28 protein-coding genes are annotated in these 26,069 nt (G+C 65.5%); 16 read left to right on the top strand and 12 right to left on the bottom strand.

Going from position 1 to position 26,069, the window contains the following annotated elements; genetic code table 11:
• Positions 1–32: 32 nt before the first annotated feature.
• Positions 33–1,463 (bottom strand): DHA2 family efflux MFS transporter permease subunit, encoded by a 1,431-nt coding sequence (locus FCE95_RS05045; RefSeq protein WP_137265862.1) that lies wholly within the window; start codon positions 1,461–1,463, stop codon positions 33–35.
• Between the two features lie 12 nt (positions 1,464–1,475).
• Complete coding sequence (locus tag FCE95_RS05050; protein WP_137265863.1) at positions 1,476–1,901, bottom strand: RNA-binding S4 domain-containing protein; 426 nt, start codon at positions 1,899–1,901, stop codon at positions 1,476–1,478.
• 92 nt (positions 1,902–1,993) lie between these two features.
• On the opposite strand from FCE95_RS05050, the gene FCE95_RS05055 reads away from it, so the two are divergent.
• The 8 genes from FCE95_RS05055 (at position 1,994) to FCE95_RS05090 (ending at position 7,243) form a co-directional block, all read left to right on the top strand.
• Entirely contained in the window at positions 1,994–2,434 is a 441-nt protein-coding gene (locus FCE95_RS05055; protein ID WP_137265864.1) for a YybH family protein, read from the top strand.
• Positions 2,435–2,544: 110 nt separating this feature from the next.
• Positions 2,545–3,990 carry an MATE family efflux transporter gene (locus FCE95_RS05060; protein ID WP_137265865.1) on the top strand — a complete coding sequence of 482 codons (1,446 nt, stop codon included), beginning with the start codon at positions 2,545–2,547 and terminating at the stop codon, positions 3,988–3,990.
• Positions 3,991–4,037: 47 nt separating this feature from the next.
• Positions 4,038–4,499, top strand: a complete 462-nt coding sequence (locus FCE95_RS05065) for a hypothetical protein (protein ID WP_137265866.1) — start codon at positions 4,038–4,040, stop codon at positions 4,497–4,499.
• Between the two features lie 428 nt (positions 4,500–4,927).
• The gene (locus FCE95_RS05070; RefSeq protein ID WP_137265867.1) at positions 4,928–5,164 is read left to right on the top strand and encodes a hypothetical protein; all 237 of its coding nucleotides are present in this window, start codon (positions 4,928–4,930) and stop codon (positions 5,162–5,164) included.
• A 94-nt stretch (positions 5,165–5,258) separates the two neighbouring features.
• Positions 5,259–5,699 (top strand): GFA family protein, encoded by a 441-nt coding sequence (locus FCE95_RS05075; RefSeq protein ID WP_137265868.1) that lies wholly within the window; start codon positions 5,259–5,261, stop codon positions 5,697–5,699.
• Between the two features lie 38 nt (positions 5,700–5,737).
• Positions 5,738–6,115, top strand: a complete 378-nt coding sequence (locus FCE95_RS05080; RefSeq protein ID WP_137265869.1) for a DoxX family protein — start codon at positions 5,738–5,740, stop codon at positions 6,113–6,115.
• Between the two features lie 4 nt (positions 6,116–6,119).
• On the top strand, positions 6,120–6,698 hold the full coding sequence (locus tag FCE95_RS05085; RefSeq protein ID WP_137265870.1) for an HD domain-containing protein: 579 nt from the start codon (positions 6,120–6,122) through the stop codon (positions 6,696–6,698).
• A gap of 224 nt (positions 6,699–6,922) precedes the next feature.
• Entirely contained in the window at positions 6,923–7,243 is a 321-nt protein-coding gene (locus tag FCE95_RS05090; RefSeq protein WP_223266779.1) for an NIPSNAP family protein, read from the top strand.
• A gap of 84 nt (positions 7,244–7,327) precedes the next feature.
• On the opposite strand, the gene rplS is transcribed toward FCE95_RS05090, so the two are convergent.
• The 6 genes from rplS to ffh all read right to left on the bottom strand — a co-directional run bounded on the left by rplS (position 7,328) and on the right by ffh (position 12,285).
• Complete coding sequence (rplS, locus tag FCE95_RS05095; RefSeq protein WP_137265871.1) at positions 7,328–7,726, bottom strand: 50S ribosomal protein L19; 399 nt, start codon at positions 7,724–7,726, stop codon at positions 7,328–7,330.
• 219 nt (positions 7,727–7,945) lie between these two features.
• Positions 7,946–8,695 carry a tRNA (guanosine(37)-N1)-methyltransferase TrmD gene (trmD, locus tag FCE95_RS05100; RefSeq protein ID WP_137265872.1) on the bottom strand — a complete coding sequence of 250 codons (750 nt, stop codon included), beginning with the start codon at positions 8,693–8,695 and terminating at the stop codon, positions 7,946–7,948.
• A 101-nt stretch (positions 8,696–8,796) separates the two neighbouring features.
• Positions 8,797–9,309, bottom strand: a complete 513-nt coding sequence (gene rimM, locus FCE95_RS05105) for a ribosome maturation factor RimM (RefSeq protein ID WP_137265873.1) — start codon at positions 9,307–9,309, stop codon at positions 8,797–8,799.
• 34 nt (positions 9,310–9,343) lie between these two features.
• Positions 9,344–9,601: a 30S ribosomal protein S16 gene (rpsP, locus tag FCE95_RS05110; protein WP_137265874.1), complete on the bottom strand. Its 258-nt coding sequence runs from the start codon at positions 9,599–9,601 to the stop codon at positions 9,344–9,346.
• A gap of 133 nt (positions 9,602–9,734) precedes the next feature.
• The gene (locus tag FCE95_RS05115; protein WP_137265875.1) at positions 9,735–10,799 is read right to left on the bottom strand and encodes an NAD(P)H-dependent flavin oxidoreductase; all 1,065 of its coding nucleotides are present in this window, start codon (positions 10,797–10,799) and stop codon (positions 9,735–9,737) included.
• A 121-nt stretch (positions 10,800–10,920) separates the two neighbouring features.
• Complete coding sequence (gene ffh / locus FCE95_RS05120) at positions 10,921–12,285, bottom strand: signal recognition particle protein (protein WP_137265876.1); 1,365 nt, start codon at positions 12,283–12,285, stop codon at positions 10,921–10,923.
• Between the two features lie 104 nt (positions 12,286–12,389).
• Here ffh and FCE95_RS05125 point away from each other — a divergent pair, with 104 nt between their 5' ends.
• The 8 genes from FCE95_RS05125 (at position 12,390) to FCE95_RS05160 (ending at position 21,742) form a co-directional block, all read left to right on the top strand.
• On the top strand, positions 12,390–13,178 hold the full coding sequence (locus tag FCE95_RS05125; protein WP_137265877.1) for a cytochrome C assembly family protein: 789 nt from the start codon (positions 12,390–12,392) through the stop codon (positions 13,176–13,178).
• 211 nt (positions 13,179–13,389) lie between these two features.
• Complete coding sequence (locus FCE95_RS05130) at positions 13,390–14,622, top strand: S41 family peptidase (protein ID WP_137265878.1); 1,233 nt, start codon at positions 13,390–13,392, stop codon at positions 14,620–14,622.
• 219 nt (positions 14,623–14,841) lie between these two features.
• The gene (locus tag FCE95_RS05135) at positions 14,842–16,356 is read left to right on the top strand and encodes an FAD-dependent monooxygenase (protein ID WP_223266780.1); all 1,515 of its coding nucleotides are present in this window, start codon (positions 14,842–14,844) and stop codon (positions 16,354–16,356) included.
• 208 nt (positions 16,357–16,564) lie between these two features.
• Positions 16,565–17,023 (top strand): MarR family winged helix-turn-helix transcriptional regulator, encoded by a 459-nt coding sequence (locus FCE95_RS05140; protein ID WP_137265879.1) that lies wholly within the window; start codon positions 16,565–16,567, stop codon positions 17,021–17,023.
• A 3-nt stretch (positions 17,024–17,026) separates the two neighbouring features.
• Positions 17,027–18,517, top strand: a complete 1,491-nt coding sequence (locus FCE95_RS05145) for an efflux transporter outer membrane subunit (RefSeq protein ID WP_137265880.1) — start codon at positions 17,027–17,029, stop codon at positions 18,515–18,517.
• Positions 18,514–19,701, top strand: coding sequence for an HlyD/EmrA/EmrK family protein (locus FCE95_RS05150; protein WP_137265881.1), 1,188 nt, complete (start codon positions 18,514–18,516; stop codon positions 19,699–19,701). The genes FCE95_RS05145 and FCE95_RS05150 overlap by 4 nt, the downstream gene beginning before the upstream one ends.
• Before the next feature lie 90 nt (positions 19,702–19,791).
• Complete coding sequence (locus tag FCE95_RS05155; RefSeq protein ID WP_137265882.1) at positions 19,792–21,357, top strand: DHA2 family efflux MFS transporter permease subunit; 1,566 nt, start codon at positions 19,792–19,794, stop codon at positions 21,355–21,357.
• Positions 21,358–21,529: 172 nt separating this feature from the next.
• Entirely contained in the window at positions 21,530–21,742 is a 213-nt protein-coding gene (locus FCE95_RS05160) for a hypothetical protein (protein ID WP_137265883.1), read from the top strand.
• 97 nt (positions 21,743–21,839) lie between these two features.
• On the opposite strand, the gene radA is transcribed toward FCE95_RS05160, so the two are convergent.
• The 4 genes from radA to FCE95_RS05180 all read right to left on the bottom strand — a co-directional run bounded on the left by radA (position 21,840) and on the right by FCE95_RS05180 (position 25,808).
• A complete protein-coding gene (radA, locus tag FCE95_RS05165) occupies positions 21,840–23,222 on the bottom strand; it encodes a DNA repair protein RadA (protein ID WP_137266457.1) in 1,383 nt (460 codons plus the stop codon).
• 76 nt (positions 23,223–23,298) lie between these two features.
• Positions 23,299–24,627, bottom strand: a complete 1,329-nt coding sequence (locus FCE95_RS05170) for a PQQ-dependent sugar dehydrogenase (protein WP_137265884.1) — start codon at positions 24,625–24,627, stop codon at positions 23,299–23,301.
• A 51-nt stretch (positions 24,628–24,678) separates the two neighbouring features.
• Entirely contained in the window at positions 24,679–25,383 is a 705-nt protein-coding gene (locus FCE95_RS05175; protein WP_137265885.1) for a DUF4386 domain-containing protein, read from the bottom strand.
• A complete protein-coding gene (locus FCE95_RS05180; RefSeq protein WP_137265886.1) occupies positions 25,380–25,808 on the bottom strand; it encodes a DUF6326 family protein in 429 nt (142 codons plus the stop codon). Before FCE95_RS05180 ends, FCE95_RS05175 begins: the two co-directional genes overlap by 4 nt.
• Between the last annotated feature and the right edge of the window lie 261 nt (positions 25,809–26,069).

The following is a 26,069-nucleotide window of genomic DNA, read 5'->3' on the forward strand; positions in this document are numbered from 1 at the left end:
ACAGCGGGGCAAGCCCCGCTCTACAAAGCCGATCAAGTCGCGGGGCGCTGCTCGACCTTGGGCTCGGCGATCTCTTTACCGGTTTCCGCATGCCCGGCCATCTCCGCGCCGGCATTGCGCGGCAACCGCCACATCATCCAGGCCGAACTGGCCGACAACAGGCCTACGACGACGAAGGCGATATAGAAATTGTGCACGTCGGTCGAAGGCCGATGCGCGATCAAGCCAACGAGCTCCAGCACGTAACCGGCCACCGCCACGCCCATGCTGAGCGACAGCTGCTGCATCATGCCGGCCAAACTGCTGGCCTGCCCCATCTTCGGCGTGTCGACTTCCGCATAGCTGATCGCGTTCAAGCTGGTGAACTGCAGCGAGCGGAAGCAGCCGCTGACCAGCAGCGTGCAGACGATGAAGACATGCGGCGTCGTCGGCCGGAACAGGCCGAAGCCGCACAGCATCGCCGACGCGAGCAGAGCGTTGAACACCAGCACGTTGCGGAAGCCGAAACGCTTCAGCACGTTGGCCGCGAGGGTCTTCATGAACATCGCGCCGACCGCCGACACGAAAGTCAGCATGCCCGACTCCACCGGCGTCAATCCGAATCCCAACTGCAGCATCAGCGGCAGCAGGAAGGGCGTAGCGCCGACGCCGATCCGGAACAGCGAGCCGCCGAGCACGCCGGCGCGATAGGTCGCCAAGCGGAACAGGCCCAGGTCGAGCAGCGGATGCGGATGCCGGCGCGCATGCCATGCATAAGCGATCAATGCCGCGACGCCGAAGATCAATGCGCCCAGCGATAACGGCGCGGACACCAGGTGCCGGCCCATCGTCGAAAAGCCGAACATCGCCAGCGCCAGGCCCAGGCCGGTGAGCAGAAAGCCTAGCCAATCCAGCGGCACTGCGGTTTCGCGTATGTCGGGAATGAATCGCTTGGCCAGCGCGATGCCGAGCAAACCGATCGGCAGATTGATCAGGAAGATCCAGCGCCAGTCGAAATAAGTGGTGATGAAACCGCCCAGCGGCGGCCCGACCACGGGCCCGATCAGCGCCGGAATCGTCAGCCAGCTCAAGGCTTGCACCAGCTCGCTTTTCGGCACGGTGCGCAGCAACACCAGACGGCCGACCGGCACCATCAATGCGCCGCCCATGCCCTGCAGGAAGCGCGCGGCGACCATGGTTTCCAGCGACACGCTGGCCGCGCACGCGACCGAGCCGAGCAAGAACACGCCGATCGCGCTCATGAAGGTGGGCCGCGCGCCGAAGCGGTCGGCGACCCAGCCGCTGATCGGAATGAATACCGCCAGCGCCAGCATGTAGGTGGTCAGCGCCAGCTTCAGCGCGATGGGATCGGTCTGCAGATCGTTGGCGATGGCCGGCAGCGAGGTCGAGATCACGGTCGAATCCATGTTCTCGATGAACAAGGCGCAGGCCACGATCAGCGGCAGCAGGCGGCCGGATTTCATGCTGCCGCCCGCTCAGGTGGCATCGATGTCCCCTAAAGCGCGGATCAAGCGGCGCGCGCGTTTATCGGGCTTGGTTTCCGGCGGTTGGTAACCGGCCCGCGCCGCGCTCGCCTCGGCGCGCTTGGCTTCGCGCGCGATCTTCGACGCTTCGGATTCGCGATAAAGCGCCTGCGCGATTTTGGCCGGCCCGCGCGTATGGCTCAGGCCCAGGACTTCGATGCGGAATATTTCCTCGCCGCGCACGATCGCCAGCGCGTCGCCCGCATGTACGCTGCGCGAAGGCTTGGCGCGCTGTCCGCCGATTTCGACTTTGCCGGTTTCGATGGCCTGTTTGGCCAGGCTGCGGGTCTTGAAAAAGCGGGCGGCCCAGAGCCAAAGATCCAGGCGGACGGCCGGTAGGGCTTCGGGTGGAGGGGTTTCGCCGTGCAGGTGGGCCATCGGCACTATTTTAGCCGAGTCGCGGTGAAGCTCTGGCATCATCGCACCGCAACGATGCGAGCCGTACGACCTTGCCGACCCAAGAGGCTTGAATGAGCGAAATTGCCGATCCTTTCCTGCACGCGCTCGACGCCTACCGCGCGGCGGTTCGCGCCAAGGACGTCGACGCCTTCCTGGCGATCTACGACGAAAGCTTGGAGGTTTTCGATCTATGGAGCGAATGGTCTCAGCAGGGGCTGGCGGCCCGGCGGGAGATGGCCGAAGAATGGTTCGGCTCGCTCGGGGACGAATACGTCGTGGTCGATATCGACGAAGCGCGTTCCACCCGCTCGGAAGATTTGGTCGTCGGTCGCGCGATCCTGACCTACACCGCCTACTCGCCCGACGGAAAAGCCATTCGCTCGCTGGACAATCGGATTACCCTGGGGCTGAAGCGGACCGGCGATGCGTGGAAGGTGTTCCACGAACACACCTCGGCGCCGGTCGATCACGCATCCGGGCGGGCTATCTTGCGGCGCGAAGAAGTGGCTTGAGATCGGCGCTGGTTTCTTGCCGAAACGAAAAAAGCACTGTCCCTTTGCGCACATTATATACCAGGGCCGTCGCACCCTAGCCGCGACTAGGCCCTGGCAAGATGCCGCGCATGAAGACATCCCGCGACCTCACCCAGGGCCCCATCGGCCCCACCCTGCTCGCCTTTCTTTTGCCGATCCTGGCCGGCGGCGTATTGCAATCGCTCAACGGCTCGGTCAATGCCGTCTGGGTCGGCCGCTTCCTCGGCGAGCAAGCGCTGACCGCCACGGCCAACGCCAACAACATCATGTTCTTCCTCGTCGGCGCGGTGTTCGGCATCGGCATGGCGTCGACGATCCTGGTCGGCCAATCGATCGGCGCAAAGGACATGGTCCAGGCCAAGCGGGTGATCGGCACCAGCTTCACTTTCTTCGTGGCGATATCGCTGACGATCGCCTTGGTCGGCATGTTGTTGTCGCACCGCATCCTGGTCTGGATGAGCACGCCTGCCGAAGCGCTGCCTCTGGCCGAGGCCTATTTGCGCATCGTGTTCATGGCGGTGCCCTTCATCTACGTGTTCGCGATGCTGCAAGCGACCTTGCGTGGCGCGGGCGACACGCGCACGCCTTTCGTCTTTCTGTTGATGGGCGTCGGGTTGGATATCGCGTTCAATCCGTTGTTCATCTTCGGCATCGGCCCGTTCCCGGAGATGGGCATCGCCGGTTCGGCGACCGCCATGCTCATCGCCAACTCCGTTAGCTTGGCCGCGATGATCCTGTGGCTGCGGCACAAGCGTCATCCGCTGTGGATCAGCCGTCATGAGAACCGAGTGTACAAACCGGACTGGGGCATCCTGCGCGCGCTGATCGTCAAGGGCGTGCCGATGGGCTTGCAGATGATCGTGATCTCCCTGGCCATGATCATGATGATCAGCATGGTCAACGGTTACGGCGTGGACACGACCTCGGCCTACGGCGCCGCGATGCAGCTATGGGCCTACATCCAAATGCCGGCGATGGCGATCGGCGCGGCCTGTTCGTCGATGGCTGCGCAGAACGTCGGCGCGAAACGCTGGGACCGGGTGAGCGCCGCCGCACGCACCGGCATCCTGTTCAATTTCCTGCTGACCGGCGTGCTGATCCTGCCGACCATCGCGTTCGATCGCAGCACGCTGTCGCTGTTCCTGCCCGAGGGCAGCGCGGCGCTGGAACACGCGCGGCACCTGAACCACATCGCGGTGTGGTCGTTCCTGTTCTTCGGCGTGACCTTCGTGATCTCCGGCGTGGTCCGCGCCACCGGCGCGGTGCTGCCGCCGTTGCTGATCTTGGCCATGGCCTTATGGGGCATCCGCATCCCGTTCGCCGAATTCCTGCAACCGTCCTTGGGCGCGGATGCGATCTGGTGGAGCTTCCCCGTCAGCTCGGTCTGCGCCATGCTGATGTCGCTGGCGTATTACAAGTGGGGCGGCTGGCGGAAAGCGCGCATGCTGGCCCCGCATGCGGAAGAAGTGGCCATACCGGCCGAAGTGCCGGCGCAGCCGCCGTCGCCGGTGGCGGATCAGGGGACGAAAGTCTGAAGCCGGAGCTGTATTTCCTAGCCTTTCAGCAGAATCGGAATCTTGCGATGAAATTGTCGTTAGCGACGGATTTTGTTTCTGGCCTGTTCGCCACTGCTGCAGTCGTTTTGCTGATTCTAGGAGTTGCATCTACGACGTGGCCTCGTGCAATGGCCATCGTTGCCTCCCACCGAACAGAATCGGTCGTCATGCAAAGCTATGGAACTCGTCACGCTCGCAACACGCCGCTGAATGTCGAGGTCGCGAATTATCAGCACACCGTCGACGGCGCTACTTTCTCCGGCACTCGGGTGTGCTTCTGCTTACCTCTCGGCGCCCCCTCGTCTAACTTCGACCGTAGTGGCATGACCGTCGCCTATTATCCGCCTGACCCGAGCCTCGCCGTGCTTTTCCCGGGCACGGACATGCTCTCGGTTATTGCATTGCTACTTATCGCCGGTTCCGTCTTTGCTTCTGGACGCTTCTTGCCCTCATATTTTCGACAACAATCGACGAGGCAGAATTCCTAGGCGGACCTCGGTGCCATAAGCTTGTCCCATATTGCAAGCGTTTATTCCGACTAGAGAAGAATTCGCAGACCACCTCTGGCAAACCCTCATCAACCCGCTGCGCGATCCGGTCACGCTCGCCCGCATCTTCGAGCACTGCAAGCGCTTCCCCGACACCTCCTTCGCGGAGGTGGGCCCGGCGATCGAGCGCATCTGGCGGCCGGCATCGCGCCGGAGGACTTGCGCCTGATCAATAGCTCGACCGCCTACGAAGCCGTGTTCGGCACGCTCTACGCCCTCGGCGATCCCGGCGTGGACGGCGACGATGTCTTCGGCCTGTACGAATCCCGGGAACCGCCCCGAGCGCGCGATGGGATCGACCGAAACCGCCTTCGCCGGGTTGACCTCCGGATAGAATCCGGGCGAGGCAACGAACGATAGGATCCACGATGGGTTTCGTCAGAGGCTTGGCCAAAGTCGCCGCCGGCGCGGCCGCCGGGGTCGCCGTGGTGACGGCGCTGCCGGTGTTCGGCGCGGTGGGCGCGATCACCGGCGCGGGACTCGTCGTCGGCTCCTTGCTGGGCGCCGCGGCCGGAATCGCGGACGAAGTCAAAGAGAACAAGCGCGAAGGCGGCGGCGACGGCCGCAAGCCTCCCGTCAAGCGCCGCAACAAAGCCGCTCAATAGCCCGAGGCGAACAGGACATGGCCCCCGCGCATTTCGCCAACATCGCGATCCACTATTTCTTCTTGCAACTTCATCTCCAGTACCGTCGCGCGCCATGACCGAAACCGAAACCTTCCGCGGCAGCTGCCATTGCGGACGGCTAAGCCTGGAATTCTCCACGCGCATGCCCGCGGCGGATTTCCATCCGCGCGCTTGCGATTGTTCGTTCTGCTGCAAACACGGCGCGGCTTACGTCTCCGATCCGGAGGGCCGCTTGTCCATCCGCGAAAACGCAGCGGATAGCCGCCGCGAATACCGGCAGGGCTCGGAAACCGCGCGTTTTCAGGTTTGCGGGCACTGCGGCGTGTTGATCGCCGTCGTATTCGAGCACGAAGGCCGTCGTTACGGCGCCGTCAACGCGCGCTGCTTGGAGGGCCACCCCGGATTCGGCGAGTCCGTGCCCGCTTCGCCGCAACGCTTGAGCGCCGAAGAGAAGGTCGCACGCTGGCGGCAGGTGTGGGTGCCGGACGTCACGGTGACATCCGTTCGCGCTTGACCTAGGCTTTCGCTCTTCGAACCGGACAGGGAATCCGCATGGCCACCGATCTCGAATCCGTTCTTTGGCTCGTCGGCCGCTTTTTGCTCGGCGGTTTGTTCGTAGTGGGCGGCATCCATCATTTCTTCGGCTTGGGCGGGCTGACGCAATTCATGGCCTCGCGCGGCGTGCCCGCGGCGAAGTTCGTGCTGATCGTGGGCAGCGTTTTCCAGGCGCTCGCAGGGCTGGCGCTGATCGTCGGCTATCAGGCGTTCTGGGCCGCGATCGGGCTCGTTGTATTCACCTTGATCGCCTCGGCGATCTTCCTCAATTTCTGGGGTTTGCAAGGCGAAGCCCGCGGCAACGCCATCAAGGGCTGGCAGTCGAACATGGCCATCGTCGGCGGTTTGCTGGTCGCCGCCGCGCACGCGCTCTGAAGCGATGCAGACCGTCATCGATTTCGTTCTGGAGCTCGACAAGCTCAAAGGCGTGACCCGCAAGATCAAGCCGCTCGGCTTGGAACGCTACGAGAATTCCGCCGAACACAGCTGGCAACTGGCGTTGCTGGCGTTTTCGCTGGCGCCGCATGCGGATTCTGGCATCGATCTCGACCGTACGATCAAGATGCTGCTGGTGCACGACATCGGCGAAATCGACACCGGCGACACGATGGCTTTCGTCGAAGGCGGCTGGGAAGAACGCAAAGCCGCTGAGCAGGCCGCCGTGAAGCGGATCTTCGGTTTGTTGCCGCAAGCGCAGGCCGCGGAGTTGCTGGCCTTGTGGCGGGAATTCGAAGATGGAACGACCGCCGAAGCGCGCTTCGCCAACGCCGTCGACCGCGCCATGCCGGTGCTGCTCAATTTGGCGAACGACGGCCAGAGCTGGCGCGAGAACGGCATCGGTTACGAACGCGTGGTCGCGCGGGTGCGCGCGCCGATCGAAGCGGGGTGCCCCGCTCTGTGGCGGCATATCGATGCGCGGTTGCAGGAAGCTCGGCAGCGAGGCTGGTTCGGCATCTAGCGATATTTGCTTTTCGTGGGAGCGGCTTTAGCCGCGAGCTTTTTCCTTCAAATCGCGACATTGCGGCGATTTTGAGAGAAAAGCTCGCGGCTAAAGCCGCTCCTACGAAAAGCCTTAAATGGAATCAGGGCTGAGGCCGCAAAAAGCTCGCGGCTGAAGCCGCTCCCACCAGCGTACCGCGGTGATATGTTGCGGGCCACCCTGCGATTCGCACCGGAGCCGCCATGATCGTCACCTGCTTCCTGCGTTACGTCGTCGATCCCTACAAGCTGGACGATTTCGAAACCTACGGCCGGATGTGGATCCGGTTAGTGAAGAAGTTCGGCGGCGACCATCACGGCTATTTCATGCCGTCCGAAGGCACCAACAACGTGGCGCTGGCGATGTTCACCTTTCCGAGCTTCGCCGAATACGAGCGCTACCGCGAAGCGAGCATGCACGATGCCGAATGCCAGGAAGCCTGGGCGTTGGCCGAGCGCACGCGCTGCATCGTGAGCTGGGAGCGGTCGTTCTTTCGGCCGGTGTTTTCGGCCAATCGCGCATAATCCCGCCTTCCTTCTCCCACCGGGAGAAGGGAAAAGCAAACGGCCGCCCGAAGGCGGCCGTTCGTATTCGAATGATGCGAAGGCTTATTCGGCAGTCGCCGCGTTCTTGGCCTTGGCGTGGGCGGCCAGGTCTTCCTTGATGCGCGCCTTCTTGCCTTCCAGGCCGCGCAAGTAGTACAGCTTGCCCGAACGCACGTCGCCGCGGCGCTTGACTTGCACCGAATCGATGCTGGCGCTGTGGGTCTGGAACACGCGCTCGACGCCGTAGCCGTGCGAGATCTTGCGCACGGTGAAAGCGGAATTGAGGCCGGCGTTCTTCTTGCCGATGACCACGCCTTCGTAGGCCTGGACGCGCTCGCGGTTGCCTTCCTTCACTTTGACGTTGACGACGACGGTGTCGCCCGGGCCGAAGTCGGGCAGCTTGCGCTGCGTCTGGGCGGCTTCGAATTCCTGCAACAGCGTGTTCAACGAGGGCTTGTTCATGGCGCGGCCTGCTTGATCTTGGGGTTCTGTCGTTATTGTGGTTGCCCGGCCCGGAGGCCTGGCGGTGGAGCGAAGCCGCGCATTATAGCGGGCTTTTTCCTTATGTGGCTAGGGTTTATGCAGTCCGTTCCCGCCTGGAGGGCTTTTGTGGGCGGCTTCAGCCGCGAGCTTTGGCCCCGCCTGAAGAGCTCGCGGCTGAAGCCGCTCCCACAACCAGGCTCAGGCCTTCGGGTTTTCGGCCTTGAAGGCCTCTAGCAGCTCCCGATCGGCTTTGGACAATCCGGCCTCATCCAGCAAGTCCGGACGCCGCAGCCAGGTCCGGCCCAGGGCCTGCTGCCGGCGCCAGCGGGCGATTTCGGCGTGGTTGCCGGACATCAGCACCTCCGGGACGGTCCCCAGTTCGTGTTCGACCGGCCGGGTGTAGTGCGGGCAATCGAGCAGGCCGCCGTCGGCATCGAAGCTGTCCTGAGCGGCCGATTCGGCGTCGTTAAGGGCGCCGTCCTGGAGCCGGGCGACGGCGTCAATCACCACCGCCGCCGCCAGTTCGCCGCCGGACAAGACGTAGTCGCCGATCGAGAGCTCCTCGTCCACTTCGGCCGCGATCAGGCGCTCGTCGACGCCCTCGTAGCGGCCGCACAGCAGGATCAAGCGCGGCTCGTCGGCGAGCGCGCGGACCTTGGCCTGGTTCAAGGGCGCGCCTTGCGGGCTGAGGTAGACGACTTTGGCCGATGCCGGATCGGCCGCGCGCGCGGCGGCGATACAGGCGCGCAGCGGGTCGATCAGCATCACCATGCCGGGACCGCCGCCGAACGGGCGGTCGTCGACGCGACGATAGTTGCCCTCGGCGTAATCGCGCGGGTTCCAGCCTTGCAGCGCGATCAGCCCGCGCTCCTGGGCGCGGCCGACGACGCCGTGGCCGGCGATCTGGGCCACGAATTCGGGGAACAGGCTGACGATGTCGATGCGCATGGGTTTGCTCTTGTGGGAGCGGCTTCAGCCGCGAGCTCTTCCGGTATATCGCGGCGATCTGCGGGAAGAGCTCGCGGCGGAAGCCGCTCCCACACAAGCGGTCAGAAATCGGGGTCCCAATCGACGACGACCAGGCCGGCATCGAAATCGATCGAGACGACGTAATCGGGCATCAAGAAAGGGATCATCCGCTCGCGTTCGCCCTGCACCACCAACACGTCGTTCGCGCCGGTGGAAAACAAATGCGAAACGCGGCCGAACTCGATGCCGTCGGCGTTGACCACGCGCAGGCCTTCCAAGTCGATCCAGTAGTACTCGCCGTCCTTCGGCGGCGGCAGCGCCGAGCGCGGCACCCAGACTTCGGTGCCGCGCAGCGCCTCGGCGACGTCGCGATCGGCGACCTCGGGCAGCGTCATCACTACGCCCTTCGGCGTCTCGCGGCCGCGCGCGCCCTGCAGCGCGCGTTCGCGGCCCTGCGCATCGCGCAAGGTCCACGGCTGGTATCGGAAGATCGCCGCTTTCGGCTCGGTGAACGATTCGAGCTTGAGCTCGCCGCGCACGCCGAAAGCGCCGACGATCCTGCCCAACAGGACGCGGCGCTCGGTTTCGCTCATGAGGCGTCGGCCGCGCGAAGCACGGCCGCGAGGATCAGGCCGAAGCCTGGACCTTGGCCGCTTCCTTGTACAGGTTGCGGACCTTGTCGGTCATCTGCGCGCCCTTGCCGATCCAGTGTTCGACGCGAGCGGTGTCGAGCTCGACGCGCTTCTCGTTGCCGGAGGCGATCGGGTTGAAATAACCCAGGCGCTCGATGTTGCGGCCATCGCGCGCGGCGCGCTGGTCGGTGACGATGATGTGGTAGAAGGGGCGCTTCTTCGCGCCGCCACGGGTGAGGCGGATCTTGACCATGAACGGTATTTCCTGTGTTGCCCAGTCGCCAGGGAGCGGCGAGGTAAGCCGGCGATTGTAAGCCATTGAAGCGGCCGAGGAAACTCCGCGCGGGCCGCCGAGCCGGTTCGGCGCCGGATGACGGCTTGAAAGCTCAGATCAGGGCCCGAGCCTGTCCCCACCACCTCGCGACGCAGTCGGCGGCCGGTTCGGCAGGCGCCAGCCAGGCCGATTGGCCGGCCCAGGCCTGGATCCGGGCCAGATCGTCGCCCTGCCCGCCCCGCTTGCGCATCGCCGCAGTCAGCCCGCGCTGCACGGGGTAGTCCGCCGGGCTGGGCGCGCCGGGCTCGGCCATGGCGCGGACGAAATCGGTAGCCAGCGATCGGCCCAGCCGGCCCGAAAAAGCCCGGGTCGGTTGGGTGTCTTCCGGTTCGGCCCCGGCCAGCGCCCGCGCCCAGCTCGGTGCGATGCCGGCCTCGGGGCAGCGCAGGAACGCGGTGCCGATCTGCACCGCGCTGGCGCCGAGCGTCAGCGCAGCGGCGATGCCGCGGCCGTCCGCGATGGCGCCGCAGGCGACGATGGGGATCTCGAGCTGGTCGGCCAGTCTCGGCAGCAAGGCGAACAAACCTACCGATTGGCGTTCGGCCGAATCGCGCTCGAACGCGCCGCGATGGCCGCCGGCTTCGAAGCTTTGCGCGAGGATCGCATCCGCGCCCGCGGCCTGCGCGGCGCGCGCTTCGCGTAAGGTGGTCGCGGTCGCGAACCATGCGATGCCGGCTTCGCGCAAGCGCGCGACGTGAGCGGCGGAGAACAGTCCCATGATCGACGATGCGGCCTGCGGACGCGCCCGGATCAGCGCATCGAATTGGGATTCGAAGTCGTAGGGTCTCGCGTCGCCCGCGGCCGCGTCGACGGCGGGTCCCCACGCGGACAGGAATTCGCGCATGCGGCCTTCGCGTTCGGCATCGCGTTGCGGCGGCGAAGGTTCGGGAATCCACAGATTGATCTGCACCGGCGCATCGGTCTGCGCGCGGTAATCGGACATCCAAGCGCCGATTTCGTCGGGCGTGGACATCAGCGCGCCCAGTGCGCCCATGCCGCCGGCTTTGCCGACTTCGATCGAGAGTCCGACCGGACAAGCGCCGGCCATCGGCGCGAGCAGGATCGGCAAGCGCAGGCCGTATTTCGTGCAGAAGGTTTCGGCGCGTTCGCGGACCATCAATCTCCGCCTCCTTGATCCCGCTCTTGTGGGAGGGGCTTCAGCCCCGACGGGATCGCTGCGAAGCAGTCGGGGCTGAAGCCCCTCCCACAAAAGCAGCGCCGCCCGCCCTGCGGTCGGATCAGCGGAACGGCATCCCGCCGCCGCCCATCATCCCGCGCATGCCGCGCATCATGCCCTTCAGGCCGCCGCGACCCAGCTTACCCATCATCTTTTCCATCTGCTGGTATTGCTTCAGCAGACGGTTCACGTCGGCCGGCGTGGTGCCCGAACCCTTCGCGACGCGCGCGCGGCGCGAGCCGTTGAGCAAGTGCGGGTTGCGCCGCTCCTTCTTGGTCATCGAGTTGATGATGGCGATCATCCGCGGCATTTCCTTGCCGGTGACCTGGGCCTTCACCGTATCGGGCACCTGACCGATGCCGGGCAGCTTGTCCATCAGCCCGGACAGGCCGCCCATGTTCTGCATCTGCTCCAATTGGTCGCGCATGTCGTTCAAATCGAACTTCTTGCCTTTGGCGACCTTCTCCGCGAGTTTCGCGGCCTTGTCCTTGTCGACTTGCTGTTCGACCTGTTCTACCAGCGACAGCACGTCGCCCATGTCCAGGATGCGGCCGGCGACGCGGTCGGGATGGAATACGTCCAAGCCATCGGGCTTTTCGCCCACGCCGATGAATTTGATCGGCCGGCCGGTGACGTAACGCACCGACAAGGCCGCGCCGCCGCGCGCGTCGCCATCGGTCTTGGTCAGCACCACGCCGGTCAGCGGCAGCGCTTCGCTGAAAGCCTTGGCGGTGTTGGCGGCGTCCTGGCCGGTCATCGAATCGACCACGAACAGGGTTTCGACCGGATTTACCGCTGCATGCAAGACCTTGATCTCGGCCATCATCGCTTCGTCGATCGCCAGGCGGCCGGCGGTGTCGACGATCAGCACGTCGGCGAAGGATTTGCGCGCATCGTCGATCGCGGCACGGACGATGGCTTCGGGCTTCTGCGAGGCCTCGGACGGGAAGAACAGCACGTCCACCTGCTGCGCCAGCGTCTTCAACTGTTCGATCGCGGCCGGACGGTACACGTCGGCCGACACCACCATCACCTTCTTCTTGCGCTTTTCCTTCAGGTGCTTGGCGAGCTTGGCGACGGTGGTGGTCTTGCCCGCGCCCTGCAGGCCGGCCATCAGGATCACCGCCGGCGCCGGCACATTGAGGTTCAGATCGCTGGCGGCCGATCCCATCACCACGGTCAGCTCGTCGCGCACGACCTTGATCAGCGCTTGGCCGGGGGTGAGGCTCTTCAGCACTTCCTGGCCGACCGCGCGCACCTTGATCCGCTCGATCAGCGCTTGCACCACCGGCAGGGCGACGTCGGCCTCCAGTAAGGCGATGCGCACTTCGCGGGTCGCTTCGCGGATGTTCTCCTCGGTCAGCCGGCCGCGTCCGCGCAGGCGTTCGATGGTGCCGGACAAGCGTTGGGTGAGCGATTCGAACATGAGTGAGGGAAATGGCGTAAAGGAACGCGAATTATACCGATCCGGCCCTCGGCTCCCGGTTTGCGGGGCCTTCCCAAAATCCGAGCTTGTGCGACACTGCGCCGATGACAATCGTTCTCATCGCCGTCTTGCTCTATCTGGCCGCCGCCGGGCTGCTGGTGCGCGGGCTGGCGCGCGACGATGCAACGGCGTCCAAAGCCTGGCTGTGGCCGGCACTGGCGGCCGTCGCGCTGCACGCCGCCGATCACGTGCTGGGCTGGCGCCAGAGCGGCGGCGCGGACATGCATTTCTTCGCCGCGCTGTCGCTGGTCGGGCTGGGCATGGCGGCTTTGACGACGCTGTTCGGCGCCGGCGGCAGGATGGCGGCTCTGGGCGTGGTCGTATTTCCGGTGGCGGCGGCGATGCTGCTCGGCTACGCGCTCTACGGCCACGTCGCGGGCGAAGCCTTGGATTGGCGCCTGCAATTGCACGCCTGGTGCGCCCTGCTCGCGTACGCGACGCTGGCGATCGCCGCGCTGCTGGCGATCATGCTGTGGGCACAGGAGCGCGCGCTGCGCCGGCGCGAATTCCGCGGCTGGCTGCGCGCGCTGCCGCCGCTGACCGAATTGGAATCGCTGCTGTTCCGCACCATCGCGGTCGGTTTCGTGCTGCTGACCGCAACCCTGCTGACCGGCGCGCTGTTCGTCGAAAACCTGTTCGCGCAGCACTTGATCCACAAGACCGTGCTCAGCGTGCTGTCTTGGCTGGCCTTCGGCGCGCTGCTGCTGGGCCGCTGGCGCTACGGCTGGCGCGGCGCGATTGCGGTGCGCTGGACGTTGGCGGCGATGGCGCTGCTGGTGTTGGCTTTCTTCGGCAGCAAGTTCGTGCTGGAACTGCTGCTCAAGCGCGTCTGACCGTTTTCGAACGTTCCTGATCGCTTTTGTAGAGTCGAGCCTGCTCGACTGTTCTTGATCTTCTCGCGACTGGACGAAAAGCAGTCGAGCAGGCTCGACTCTACGGTCGCCAGAAGCCGGTTCGTCGGCCCATTCCCGGTTTCATCGCAACTCCGGCCCGGCCGCCGCTGAAGCCCGTTACCGTCCACGCACTCCCTTGGAGCGCAGCGACGTGAAACGCATCGATCCCGGCACGCGCTTCGAGCGCGCCAAGAGATACTTCAAATACGCTTCGCTGACCGTTCTGGCGCTGCTTGTCCTGGCCGTCGGCTGGGACGTCGCCAGTTACGACGCCGACGCTTGGCTGGAAGATTACGGCCGCTTGAAGCGGGACATGGCGCAGGGATACGCGAACCTGGACTGGATGGTCGAAAAACGCGGCGCCGATCTGCCCGCGCTCGATCGCCGCACAACCGCGGCCTTGCGCAATGCGCATTCGAACGTGCGCGCGTTCGTGGCTTTGCGCGGTTTCGTACGCGGCTTCGGCGATCCGCATCTGCGGATGAAGGCCGGCGAGCGTCCGGCGCGTGCGCAAGCGGGCGCCGATGCGCACGGCACCCAGGACATCGACCCGCCCGCCGGCAAGGATTGCGCCGCGGCGGGCTACGAAGAAGGCGATCATGGTTTCCGCTTTCCGTTCGAACGGATCCAGGGCTGGAAACCGTTGCGCAAGGGCGACTTCCCGAGCGGCACGATCGGCGGCACGGGCGTGCTGCGCATCGCGCAATTCGGCGAGGATCAGTATTTGTCCGCCTGCCAGGCCGTGTTCGAAACCGGCATCGGCCGATACGCGCTGAAGCTGGCCGTGCGCGCGCGCCAGCAAGCGCAACTGCGCGCCGCTATCGCCGAACTGCGCAAGAACGGCGCGCGCCGCTTGCTGGTGGACGTGTCCGGCAACGGCGGCGGCACCGAATGGGTGAACGAGGTCGTCGCCTTGATGACCGATCACGAGCTCGGGCGCCGAGGCGCGCTGCGCGTCGGCCCGGCCTGCGACCGCAGCGACGTTTGGCGCGGCGCTCGCGCGCCCTGCTCCGTATTCGCCGGGACGAGCGCGGATCGGATCTCGTTGCAGGGTACGGGCGAATGGCGCGGCCCGCTTTTGATCCTCGCGGATAGCGGCACCGGTTCGGCGGCCGAAGACTTCGTCGCCTGGCTGCAACAGAACGGAATAGCGATCGTGATCGGCGAAAAAACCGCAGGCGCAGGCTGCGGCTATGTCGATGGCGGCAAGCCGACCCGCCTGAGCGTAGCGCCCGTCGATATCTGGATGCCCAATTGCGCGCGGTTCCTCGATGACGGCACCAACGAGATAGACGGCATCGCTCCGGACGTTCCGTTGCTCATGACGAACGTCGAGCCCGCCGCGAAAGCCAAAGCGCTGGCGGCCGCGCTAGCCGCCCATTAAGTCCGAGCGCCAACTCGCAGAGGCGGGCGACGACGTTCGCCATGCCGCAGGCCGCTGTTTTTCGCGAGGATCATCCGTGGGGACGCAGACGAAGATGAAAAAAGGAGGCTACACGCTCCTTCCCACTCACAATTTATATAACTCCATAGGGCTTGCGGCAAGCCCCTCGGCGTATTGCAGCATCGCCGGCCCGCCTTATCGCAAGAACGGAGCCGAACCATGCCTATGTCGTCATCGACGCGCGAATCGCAAGCGGATTCCCATCGCAACGCGGCTGCGGACGCGCATGCCGTGCTGATCGCGGGCGGCGGCCCCACCGGATTGATGCTGGCCGCGGAATTGGCGTTGGCCGGAGTCGACGTCGCCATCGTCGAGCGGCGCGCGAGCCAGAAACTCGACGGCTCGCGCGCGGGCGGCCTGCAATCGCGCACCCTGGAAACGCTCGACCAGCGCGGCGTCGTCGATCGCTTCCTGTCGCAAGGGCAGTTGCATCCGGCCGTGCATTTCCACGTGCCGCTGGACATCGGCGATCTCCCCACCCGGCACAACTACGTGCTCGGACTGTGGCAGGGCCACACCGAACGCATCCTGGCCGAATGGGTCGGCGAGTTGGGGGTGCCGATCTATCGAGGACTCGAAGCGACGGGCTTCGTGCAGGACGACGCAGGCGTCGATGTCGCGCTTTCCGATGGCCGATCGCTGCGCGCGGAATATCTGGTCGGCTGCGACGGCGGCCGCAGTCTGATCCGCAAAGCCGCCGGCATCGGATTCCCAGGATCGGACGCCACCACCAGTTGGCTGATCGCGGAAGTCGAAACGGTCCAGGAGCCGAAGTGGGGATTCCACGAAGACGCGTCCGGCAAGCATGCGATAGGCCGCGGCGACAATCCCGGGCAGGCGCGGATCGTGTTGACCGAACGTCAGGTCGGAGCCGCTACCGAGCCTACGCTGGAAGACGTCAGCGAAGCGCTGATCGCCGCGTACGGCACCGATTTCGGCGTGCGCAACCCCACCTGGATCTCGCGATTCACCGACATGACGCGCCAGGCCGCCGCGTACCGCGACCGACGCGTACTGTTGGCCGGCGACGCCGCCCATGTGCATCCCCCGCTCGGCGGACAGGGCCTCAACATCGGCGTGCAGGATGCCGCGAACCTGGGATGGAAGCTGGCGCAGGTGATCAAACGCATCTCGCCGGACGGATTGCTCGATACCTATCACGCCGAACGCCATCCGATCGGCGCCCGCGTGCTGCGCAATACGATGGCAGGTTCCGCCATGCGCCGCACCGACGATCGCACCAAGGCGCTGGGTGACGTGCTTTCCGAATTCCTCGCGATGGACGAACCGCGCCAACGCATCGCCGCGGAGCTGTCCGGACTGGATGTCCATTACGAACTCGGCGACGGGCACCCGTTGCTCGGACGCCGCATGCCGGATCTCGACTTGATCGCCGATGGCGTTCCGCTGCGCGTCTTCTCACTGCTTCATGAGGCTCGGCCGGTGTTCCTTAATCTCAGTGTGCCGCACAACCCGGCCATCGGGCGCTGGGCGGACCAGTTGCGCTCGATCGACGCCGAGTACGGCCGTGAGTGGGAGTTGCCGGTCATCGGAATCGTCCCTGCTCCCGCCGCCGTGTTGATCCGCCCCGACGGATACGTGGCCTGGATAGGAACGGGCACCGATGCGGGGCTCGTCGATGCACTGACCGCTTGGTTCGGCTCCCCGGCTTGATGGCGTGCTTTGTGGGAGGGTTGGGCGCGACAAGCTGTTGGGGAGCTTCTCTCGCAAGAGTATGGACGCACCCGGCGGAAGGGTTAATCGCACGAATAGACGCCTTACACGGCCTCCGCACCCATTCAGCTCGCCAAAACTCGGTGTTCTATTGCTAAAACAATATTTGCATTGACAAATATTGCGCGCGGTACCAATATTCCGCGCCATGAAAACGACCCCGCCCCTCGCAGCCTGCAGCGGTTCCACGCTCGGCCTGCTGATCCGCCAGGTCCGTGACGGCATTTGGGCCCAGATGGAGCGCGAGCTCGCCCAGGTCGGCCACGACCTCACCTTCAGCCAGTACATCGCCATCAAGAAGCTCGCCGGCGGCACCGCCAGCGTGACCGATCTGGCCCGCGCCGCCGAACTGAACCCCGGCGCGATGACCCGATTGCTGGATAAGCTGGAAGCCAGAGGCCTGGTGGCCCGCGTCGCCGATCCCAGCGACCGCCGCGCCTTGCACATCCACCTGACCGAGGCGGGTATGGCGATCTGGCGCGACGTCGACCAATGCGGCGCCCGCGTGCGCGAGCGCGCGATGTCGGGCATGAGCGATTCCGAACGCGAATTCCTGACGCGCTTGCTCGAACGCGTCCGCGACAACCTCACTTTGACGGAAGACTGAACCATGTCCTCTTCCCTTTCCCGTCGCAGCTATCCCGCGATGGCCCTGCTCGCTTCCGCACTGGCCCTGGCCGGCTGCGCCAGCACGCACGGCCTCGCACCCGAAGGCCGCGCGACCGACGCCGATACGCTGCAGACCGCGCGCAGCTTCGGCGACTACAAGCTCAGCGACGCCGCCTTTCCGAAACAGGATTGGTGGAACGCGCTCGGCGATCCGCAACTCGACGCGCTGATCCGCGAAGCGCTGCAAGGCAACCCCTCGCTCGCGGCCGCCGACGCGCGCCTGCGCCAGGCGCAAGCCCAGGCGAACATGGCCAACGACGCGCGCAAGCCGGAAACCAGCCTCAGCGCGCAATACACCGGCGTGCAGTTGCCGGAAACGCTGGTGCCGCCGCCGATCGGCGGCGATCTGCAGGCCAGCACGGTGCTGATGCTCAACTTCAAATGGACGCCCGACCTGTGGGGCGGACAGCGCGCCAAGTACGAAGCCGCCGTGGGCCAAGCCCGCGCGGCGGAAGTCGACGCGCAGGCCGCGCGCCTGACCTTGTCGGCCAACATAGCCCGCGCCTACGTGTCGCTCTCGCAAGCGTATGCGTCGCTCGATGTCGCCAACAACGAACAGAAACGTTCGTCCCACTTGTCCCAACTCAGCGCACAGCGGGTGAAGGCAGGCTTGGACAACCAATTGCAACTGCGGCAGTCGGAAAGCGCCATCGCCAGCGCGAAGCAGCAAGCGCAGGCCGCGCAGCAGCAGATCGAGGCGCTGCGCAATGCGCTCGCCGCACTGATGGGCAAAGGCCCGGACCGCGGTTTGGACATCGCTCCGCCGCGACTGCTGGCCGCGCCCGCGCCGGGCGTTCCGGACGTGCTGCCGAGCGAGTTGCTGGGCCATCGCGCCGACGTGGTCGCCGCACGCTGGCGCGTGGAAGCCGCGAGCCGCGGCATCGACGCGAGCAAAGCCGCGTTCAAGCCCAGTGTCAACTTGAGCGCGCTGGTCGGCTTGGCCTCGTCCGGCCTGTCCGATCTTTTCAGCAACGACGCCCTGCTCGGCTTCGGCGGTCCGGCGTTGAGCTTGCCGATCTTCAACGGCAGCCGCTTGCGCAGCAATCTGGAAAAAAGCGACGCCGATTACGACCTGGCCGTCGCCAACTACAACCAGACGCTGGTGACCGCATTGCACGAGGTCACCGACGCGCTGCAGGCCGCGCGCTCGCTGGATGCGCAGGTCGCGTCGGCGACGCAAGCCCGCGACGCCGCGCAGGCCGCGCTGAAACTCGCCGATACGCGCTACCGCGCCGGCCTGGGCACGCAGCTCGACGTGCTGTCCGCGCAGCGCCCGCTGCTGCAACTGGAACAGCAAGTCGCCGCGCTGCGCGCGCAACGCTTGGCCGCGACGGTCGACCTGGACCGCGCACTCGGCGGCGGGCTGACCCTCGCCTCCCCTTCCGCGCAAAACCTTTCCGATAACAACGTTTCGAAGGCCCCCACGCCATGACCACCGAAATCAACCCGCAAGCCGCGGCCGCTCCGGCCGTCGCGCCCAAGAACGGCAAGCGCCGTAAGGCATTGATCATTCTGGCGGCCGTCGTCGTCGTCGCCGCGATCGCCTGGACGTTCTACTACTTCCTGGTCGCGCGCTGGCACGAAGATACCGACGACGCCTACGTCCAAGGCAACGTGGTCAGCATCACGCCGCAGACCATCGGCACCGTGGTCAGCATCGGCGCCGACGACGGTATGAAGGTGAACGCCGGACAGGTGCTGGTGCAACTGGATCCGAACGACGCCAAAGTCGCTTACGAACAGGCCGTCGCCAACCTCGCCAGCACGGTGCGCCAAGTGCGCGGCTTGTACAGCGCGGTCGATGCCGGCCAAGCGGACCTCGCTGCCCGGCAAGTGGCCGTGAAGCAAGCGCGCGCCGACGTGAAGCGCCGCGAAGGCTTGGTCGCCTCTGGCGCGGTGTCGGCCGAAGAACTGGCGCACGCCCGCGACATGCTCGCCGCCGCCGAAGCTTCGCTGTCCTCGTCGAGCGGCCAGTTGTCGCGCAACCGCGCCCTGGTCGATGCGACCACGGTCGCCGACCAGCCGCAAGTGCAAGCCGCCGCCGCGCAGTTGCGCCAGGCTTATTTGAACCTGCAGCGCGCGGCCATCGTCGCGCCGGTCTCCGGTTACGTCGCCAAGCGCAACGTGCAGCTCGGCCAGCGCGTGCAGCCGGGCACGGCGCTGATGACGATCGTGCCGTTGGAACAAGTCTGGGTGGACGCGAACTTCAAAGAGACGCAGCTGCACAAGATGCGCATCGGCCAGCCGGTCGAACTGCATTCGGACTTGTACGGCAAGGACGTGACCTACACCGGCAAGATCGCCAGCCTGGGCCTGGGCACCGGCAGCGCGTTCGCCCTGTTGCCGGCGCAGAATGCCAGCGGCAACTGGATCAAGATTGTGCAGCGCGTGCCGGTGCGCATCGAACTCGATCCCAAGCAAGTGGCCGAGCATCCCTTGCGCCTGGGCTTGAGCATGAGCGTCGATGTCGGTCTGCGCGACCAGAACGGTCCGGTGCTCGCCGCCGTGCCGCCCACCAAGCCGGTGCTGACGACCGAGGCTTATGCCAAGCAATTGGCCGACGCCGAAGCGCTGATCCAGAAAGTGATCCGCGAAAACCTGGCCCGCCGCAGCTGATCCCCCGTCCGGACGCGGGCCCCGCACCGCGTCCGGACAACTCTTCCGATGCGCGCAACTCATCGCACGCCTCACTTTTAGGCATCGCCCATGTCCGCAACCGCCACTGCCGGCGCCGCGCCGGCGCCCCAGGCCGGCTTCCGACCGCGCAACATCCCGCTGACGACGCTCGGCTTGGCGCTGGCGTCGTTCATGCAGGTGTTGGACCTGACCATCGCCAACGTCTCGCTGCCGACGATCTCCGGCAACTTGGGCGGCAGCGCGAACCAGGCCACCTGGGTCATCACTTCGTTCGCGGTGAGCAACGCGATCGCGTTGCCGCTCACCGGCTGGCTCACGCGCCATTTCGGCGAGCGCAAATTGTTCGTCTGGGCGACGTTCTTGTTCGTGATCGCCTCGCTGCTCTGCGGCTTGGCCAACAGCATGGGCTTGCTGGTCGCCGCTCGCGCTTTGCAGGGTTTCGTTGCCGGGCCGATGTATCCGATCACCCAAGCGCTGCTGATTTCGATCTATCCGCCGCAAAAACGCGGCCAAGCCATCGCCTTGTTGGCGATGGTGACGGTGGTCGCGCCGATCGCCGGCCCGATCCTGGGCGGCTGGATCACCGACAACTACAGCTGGGAGTGGATCTTCTTCATCAACGTGCCGATCGGCATCTTCGCCAGCCTGGTGGTCGGCAGCCAATTGCGCGGCCGGCCGGAGAAGCTGGAAAAGCCGAAGATGGACTACGTCGGCCTGATCACGCTGGTGATCGGCGTCGGCGCGCTGCAGATCCTGCTCGACCTGGGCAACGACGAAGATTGGTTCCGTTCGAATTTGATCGTCGCGCTGTCGATAATTTCGGCGATCGCGCTGGCGGTGTTCGTGATCTGGGAGCTGACGGACAAGGATCCGATCGTCAACCTGCGCCTGTTCCGGCACCGCAATTTCAGCGCCGGCACCGCGGCGATGGTGGTGGCCTACGCGGCGTTCTTCAGCGTCGGCATCCTGGTGCCGCTGTGGCTGCAACGCAATCTGGGCTTCACTGCGATCTGGGCCGGTTTCGCCACCGCGCCGATCGGCATATTGCCGGTGCTGCTGACGCCCTTCGTGGGCCGCTACGCGCACAAGTTCGATTTGCGATGGCTGGCCACGCTGGCGTTCATCGCGATGTCGCTCACCAGTTTCGCCCGCGCCGGCTTCAATCTGGACGTGGACTTCAACCACATCGCGATGGTGCAGTTGTTCCAGGGCTTCGGCGTGGCGCTGTTCTTCATGCCGGTGCTGCAGATATTGCTGTCCGATCTGCAGCCGCACGAGATCGCGGCCGGCTCTGGCCTGGCGACGTTCATGCGCACCCTGGGCGGCAGTTTCGCCGCATCGCTCACCACTTACGCCTGGACCGAGCGCGGCGCGGTGCATCACGCCCACATGACCGAAAAGCTGTCGGCCTACGATCCGAACACGGTGGCCACGGTCACCCAGATGGGCGGCGGCGACTTGCAGCGCGGCGCGGCGATGCTGGAGCGCCTGATCTCCAACCAAGCCGCGCAAATCGGCTTCAACGAGATTTTCCACCTGCTGGGCATCATCTTCCTGGTGGTGATCCTGTTCGTATGGATGGCCAAGCCGCCGTTCACCGCCAAGGTCGGTCCGGCCGCTTCCGGCGGGCATTGATCCGTAGCCCGGGTGGAGCGCAGCGCGATACCCGGGGCCGAGTCGCGGCGTGTTTCCCGGGTATCGCTGCGCTCCACCCGGGCTACATCCGATGCGTGAGGCCCATCACGGCAACCGCCCCGTTCCGGCGATATAGGTTGTCCCGCCCATGGTGGGCGCAAGGAGGACAACGATGTCTGCCAAAAAGAATAAACCCAGCGCGTTCGCGGCGATCGGCCTGCTCGTCGTCGGCGCGGCGCTGTCGCTGAGCGCATACGCCTACACCTGCCAGCAGCAATGCCACACGCAGTACGTGAACTGCATCGAAAGCGGTACTTTGCCGCTGTACAAATGCCAGCAGATCTACAACACCTGCTTGCACCAGTGCGGGGGTAGCGTCCGCTGACGGCGTACCGCTTTACGTAGAGTCGAGCCTGCTCGAATGCTTTTCTGTCGGCTGGGAGCGAGAAGCAGTCGAGCAAGGCTCGACTCTACACAAGCGGTTATTCGGCGGCGGACAGCGCGTCGGAAAGGCGCTCGACGGCGACGACTTCCATCCCCTTGTAGCTGCCGGCTTTCGGCGCATTCGCCTTGGCCACGATCGCGCGTTTGAAACCGTGCGTGGCCGCTTCCTTCAAACGCTCTTCGCCATTGGGCACCGGCCGGATTTCGCCGGACAACCCGACTTCGCCGAAAGCCACGGTCTTTTCCGGCAGCGGCTTGTCACGCAACGACGACAGCACGGCCAGCAGCACCGGCAAGTCGGCCGCGGTTTCCTGCACGCGGATGCCGCCGACGACGTTGACGAACACGTCCTGGTCGCCGACCACGACGCCGCCGTGCCGGTGCAGCACCGCGAGCAGCATCGCCAAGCGGTTCTGCTCCAAACCGACGGCGACGCGGCGCGGATTGGACAACGGCGAGGAATCGACCAGCGCCTGCACTTCCACCAGCAGCGGCCGGGTGCCTTCGCGAGTGACCATCACACAGCTGCCGGGCTGCTGCGCGCTGCCGCCGGAGAGGAAGATCGCCGACGGATTCGGCACTTCGCGCAGGCCTTTATCGCCCATCGCGAACACGCCCAGTTCGTTCACCGCGCCGAAGCGGTTCTTGAACGCGCGCAGCACGCGGAAGCGCGAGCCGGAATCGCCTTCGAAATACAGCACCGCGTCGACCATGTGCTCGAGCACGCGCGGGCCGGCGATGCCGCCTTCCTTGGTGACGTGGCCGACCAGGAAGACGGCCGCACCGGTCTCCTTCGCATAACGCACCAGCCTTGCGGCGCTTTCGCGCACTTGGCTGACCGAACCGGGCGCAGCGGTGAGCTGCTCGGTCCACAAGGTCTGCACCGAATCGGCGACGATCAGTTTGGGTTGCAGCGCGACGGCGTGTTCGAGGATGCGCTCCACGCCGGTTTCGGCCAGCGCGTTCAACCCGTCCAGCGGCAAGCCCAGCCGCGATGCGCGGCCGGCGACTTGGCCCAGCGATTCCTCGCCGGTCACGTACAGGCCCGGCAGCGACGGCGCCATCTGCGCCAGCGCCTGCAGCAGCAAGGTCGATTTGCCGATGCCCGGATCGCCGCCGACCAGCACCACCGCGCCTTCGACCAGGCCTCCGCCGAGCACGCGGTCGAATTCGCCGATGCCGGTGGACACCCGCGCATCTTCGCTATGGCGCACGTCCTTCAGCGCGGTGACCCTGGGCGCGTCGACCTTGCCCGCCCAGCCCGAACGCCGCGCCGCCGGCGATTTCGCGGCCGCGGCGGATTCGACCACGAATTCGCTCAAGGAATTCCAAGCGCCGCATTCAGCGCATTGGCCCTGCCATTTGTTGTGTTCGGCGCCGCATTCGGCGCAAACGTAAGCGGTGCGGGATTTGCCTTGCAGTTTGGCCACGGATGCGCTCGATGCCGATCAGGCGCTACTGTAGCCGCCCGCCGTCTCTTGGTGCGAGACGCGCCGGTTAGGGACGATCCGCGGCGATGCGGATAACCAGCCCCGCGCGGTCGTCGGTGGTCCAAATCGCGCCGTCCTTCGCCACCGCCAATCCGACCGGCGAACCTTGCGGCCGTTTTCCGGCGACGCGATCCCAACCCGGCGTCAGGATCTGCGCGTTCGCCGCCGGCCCAATGCCGTAAGCCCGTGGCGCACCGCCGTAACTCGGATACCGAGCGTCCTTGTCCGCGATCGGCACTCCTTTCGCATCCGTGGCGAAGGCGGCGATGCGCCCGCCGACCGAACGATATCCGTGCCAAGTCATCAGCAGCTTGCCTTGCAGCTGAGGGAACATCGCGCCGTCGTACCACAGCATGTCCAGCGGCGCCGCGTGCGGCGGCAACAGCAGCGCCGGCGCGGTGTGCGCCGACGAGCCGCAGGCCATCGCCCTGACCGATTTCCAGCCGGGCGTCGGCGTTGCGGCGTCGGCGCAATAAGGCCAGCCGTAATGCTTGCCCGCTTCGATCCGATTGATTTCGTCGAACGGCGACCAGCGCGCGGCGAAGTCGTAGCTGTTTTCGCCTTGCAGCACGGTGCCCGACGGATGCACCGCGAGCGCGACGGAATTGCGCAAGCCCTTCGCATAGACCGTGTATTCGCCGCTCCAGCGCCCGGGCGCGAGCAAGGCGTATCGGCGGATGCCGGCGGCTCGCTCGCCGGTGTCGGATTGCGGACAAGCCTTGCCGAGCGGCTTGCCGTTCGCGTCCAGGCATTGATCGGAAGGCGCGCCGATGTTCACCAGCAAGGCGCCGTCGGCGGCGAACGCGAATTTGGACAAGGGGTGTCGGTTTTCGTGCAGGCGATTGTCGGGTAGGTCCGCGATCACCGTTTCGACGGTCTTGGCCGGATCGGCGGCGCGCGGATCGAAGCGGAAGATCTTGCTCATCTCGCCGAGGTAGGCCAAGCCGTCCGGGCCGATCGCCAATGCGTGTGGCAGATTCAGGCCGCCGAGCAGCCGCGTCAGTTCGGCCGGCGCGCCGGGACGGCTGCGCAGTTTCCAAACCGCGCCGCGCTTCGTGCCCCATCCGCCCAGATCGGTGACCAGCCAAGTCGTTTCGTCCAACTGCGCCAGCGATCGCGGCAACAGCAGCTTGCGCGTCCTATCGCCCGCCGTGGGACCGAGCACCAGCCCGGCGCAAAAACCCTTCGCCATGCCGATATTCAAGCGCGGATAGCCGTCGCAGGTGCCTTGCGGGGCGGCGTAGGCATCCCGTGCCGGCGGCGCGGCCGAAGCGGTCAGCGCGAACGCCGCCAACAAACCGATTGCGCCGATGTCGCGTTTCCGTATGCGCCGCATGCCTGCCTCCTGTCGCCAGCATGGCACGACTCGGCCGCGGCGGGAATCGCATCAAACCGAGGCGGCGATTCGCTTCGATTCCCGGGCTCCCATGATCAGCAGCCACAAGCAGGTGCCGATTTCGCCGACGGTAGCGGGCAAAACGACGAATCGGGCGATCGCCATCTCCGGATAATCCGCAAACAAGGCGCGACCGAGGAAATCGATCAGGTAGCCGAAGCAGCCCGCCATCAGCAGGACGCCGAGGATTCTGGGCAGGATTCCGGATTTGAAGACCAGATAGCCGAACGGCAGCAGCCATAGGCCCCAGAAGATCTTGGAAACCAAAATGCCCTTGTTGTACGCATCCAGCGACAGCATCGCCTGCGCTTGCAACTGCTCGGCGCCGAACGCGCGCAAATAATCCGCGCCGCTCAGCAGCGAAAGCACTTCGAACTTGTGGGACAAGTTGGCGAACGAGAGCGGCACGCTGACCGCCACGAAGGCGACCATCAAAGCCGCGGCATTTCTGTTCACCGGACTCAGCAGCCGGTGCAAGGCCAGCGGCAACAGCAGGAAGGCGACGTAGCAGACGCAGCTCGCGACGATGCCGAGCCGGAACAAGGTTTCCGACGATGCGATCTTGGCCCAGGTCGCCGCCGCATCGCCCGGCACGACCGTATGCGCGGGCACGTAGGCCAGGCTGAAGATGCCGGCCGCGACGACGATCAGATACAGCAGGCCCGCGGTGCGGGCGAGCTTCGCATTCGCGTTCATGCCGCGATCCTCGGCCACTTCCACGCCTGCCAGGCGATGAGCAGGCACAAGGCGATTTCGACGACGCCGAAGAACAGATAGAAATTCCACGCACCGCCGCGCATCGTGAGCACCATGATCGCCGCGTAAGCCAGCCCCAGGAAAATATTCAGCCAGCGGCTCACGGCCGGCTTCACGACCACGCACAGAAAAACCATGAGCGCCGGGATCGCCATCATGATCGACGTCCCCAACAGCACGCCTTGGGTGACTTCGCCCAGCGGCCCCATTCGTCCGTGCAGCATGTCGTCGAGCTTGCCGGGCCTGTAGAAGCCGAAATAATCCCCGTAGACGTAGCAAAACATTAGGCTCGCCCATGCGGCCGCGAGCTTGAGCTTCACATCGATCCGGGTATCGGCCAAGGCCGCTTTTTTCGCTGCCGCCATATCTTTCCCCTCGCCCATACCGGTTCGGATGCGAGTTTATCCTCGCCGAAAATCGCGGCGTGCGCCGGAACGACCGACCCCCGTCCGTGCGAATCATGCCGCCGCCCCATGAAGCGCTCATGTGCCTGTCGCCCGGGTGTCCATGGTCATGGCGCGCACAGACGGTTGCCCATGGCCGCCGCATCGTGGAACCTGCCGCCGTCGCAAAATCCGCAACCTGGATCAATCGCTCCGCCCCAACATGGCCTGGCGGAAACGACG

It is taken from the genome of Luteimonas gilva (assembly GCF_005239095.1).
GTDB lineage: Bacteria > Pseudomonadota > Gammaproteobacteria > Xanthomonadales > Xanthomonadaceae > Luteimonas_C > Luteimonas_C gilva.

Coding starts and splice junctions, on each gene's coding strand:
- FCE95_RS05045 (WP_137265862.1), bottom strand. CDS start 1,463: ATGAAATCCGGCCGCCTGCTGCCGCTGATCGTGGCCTGCGCCTTGTTC.
- FCE95_RS05050 (WP_137265863.1), bottom strand. CDS start 1,901: ATGGCCCACCTGCACGGCGAAACCCCTCCACCCGAAGCCCTACCGGCC.
- FCE95_RS05055 (WP_137265864.1), top strand. CDS start 1,994: ATGAGCGAAATTGCCGATCCTTTCCTGCACGCGCTCGACGCCTACCGC.
- FCE95_RS05060 (WP_137265865.1), top strand. CDS start 2,545: ATGAAGACATCCCGCGACCTCACCCAGGGCCCCATCGGCCCCACCCTG.
- FCE95_RS05065 (WP_137265866.1), top strand. CDS start 4,038: ATGAAATTGTCGTTAGCGACGGATTTTGTTTCTGGCCTGTTCGCCACT.
- FCE95_RS05070 (WP_137265867.1), top strand. CDS start 4,928: ATGGGTTTCGTCAGAGGCTTGGCCAAAGTCGCCGCCGGCGCGGCCGCC.
- FCE95_RS05075 (WP_137265868.1), top strand. CDS start 5,259: ATGACCGAAACCGAAACCTTCCGCGGCAGCTGCCATTGCGGACGGCTA.
- FCE95_RS05080 (WP_137265869.1), top strand. CDS start 5,738: ATGGCCACCGATCTCGAATCCGTTCTTTGGCTCGTCGGCCGCTTTTTG.
- FCE95_RS05085 (WP_137265870.1), top strand. CDS start 6,120: ATGCAGACCGTCATCGATTTCGTTCTGGAGCTCGACAAGCTCAAAGGC.
- FCE95_RS05090 (WP_223266779.1), top strand. CDS start 6,923: ATGATCGTCACCTGCTTCCTGCGTTACGTCGTCGATCCCTACAAGCTG.
- rplS (WP_137265871.1), bottom strand. CDS start 7,726: ATGAACAAGCCCTCGTTGAACACGCTGTTGCAGGAATTCGAAGCCGCC.
- trmD (WP_137265872.1), bottom strand. CDS start 8,695: ATGCGCATCGACATCGTCAGCCTGTTCCCCGAATTCGTGGCCCAGATC.
- rimM (WP_137265873.1), bottom strand. CDS start 9,309: ATGAGCGAAACCGAGCGCCGCGTCCTGTTGGGCAGGATCGTCGGCGCT.
- rpsP (WP_137265874.1), bottom strand. CDS start 9,601: ATGGTCAAGATCCGCCTCACCCGTGGCGGCGCGAAGAAGCGCCCCTTC.
- FCE95_RS05115 (WP_137265875.1), bottom strand. CDS start 10,799: ATGGTCCGCGAACGCGCCGAAACCTTCTGCACGAAATACGGCCTGCGC.
- ffh (WP_137265876.1), bottom strand. CDS start 12,285: ATGTTCGAATCGCTCACCCAACGCTTGTCCGGCACCATCGAACGCCTG.
- FCE95_RS05125 (WP_137265877.1), top strand. CDS start 12,390: ATGACAATCGTTCTCATCGCCGTCTTGCTCTATCTGGCCGCCGCCGGG.
- FCE95_RS05135 (WP_223266780.1), top strand. CDS start 14,842: ATGCCTATGTCGTCATCGACGCGCGAATCGCAAGCGGATTCCCATCGC.
- FCE95_RS05140 (WP_137265879.1), top strand. CDS start 16,565: ATGAAAACGACCCCGCCCCTCGCAGCCTGCAGCGGTTCCACGCTCGGC.
- FCE95_RS05145 (WP_137265880.1), top strand. CDS start 17,027: ATGTCCTCTTCCCTTTCCCGTCGCAGCTATCCCGCGATGGCCCTGCTC.
- FCE95_RS05150 (WP_137265881.1), top strand. CDS start 18,514: ATGACCACCGAAATCAACCCGCAAGCCGCGGCCGCTCCGGCCGTCGCG.
- FCE95_RS05155 (WP_137265882.1), top strand. CDS start 19,792: ATGTCCGCAACCGCCACTGCCGGCGCCGCGCCGGCGCCCCAGGCCGGC.
- FCE95_RS05160 (WP_137265883.1), top strand. CDS start 21,530: ATGTCTGCCAAAAAGAATAAACCCAGCGCGTTCGCGGCGATCGGCCTG.
- FCE95_RS05170 (WP_137265884.1), bottom strand. CDS start 24,627: ATGCGGCGCATACGGAAACGCGACATCGGCGCAATCGGTTTGTTGGCG.
- FCE95_RS05175 (WP_137265885.1), bottom strand. CDS start 25,383: ATGAACGCGAATGCGAAGCTCGCCCGCACCGCGGGCCTGCTGTATCTG.
- FCE95_RS05180 (WP_137265886.1), bottom strand. CDS start 25,808: ATGGCGGCAGCGAAAAAAGCGGCCTTGGCCGATACCCGGATCGATGTG.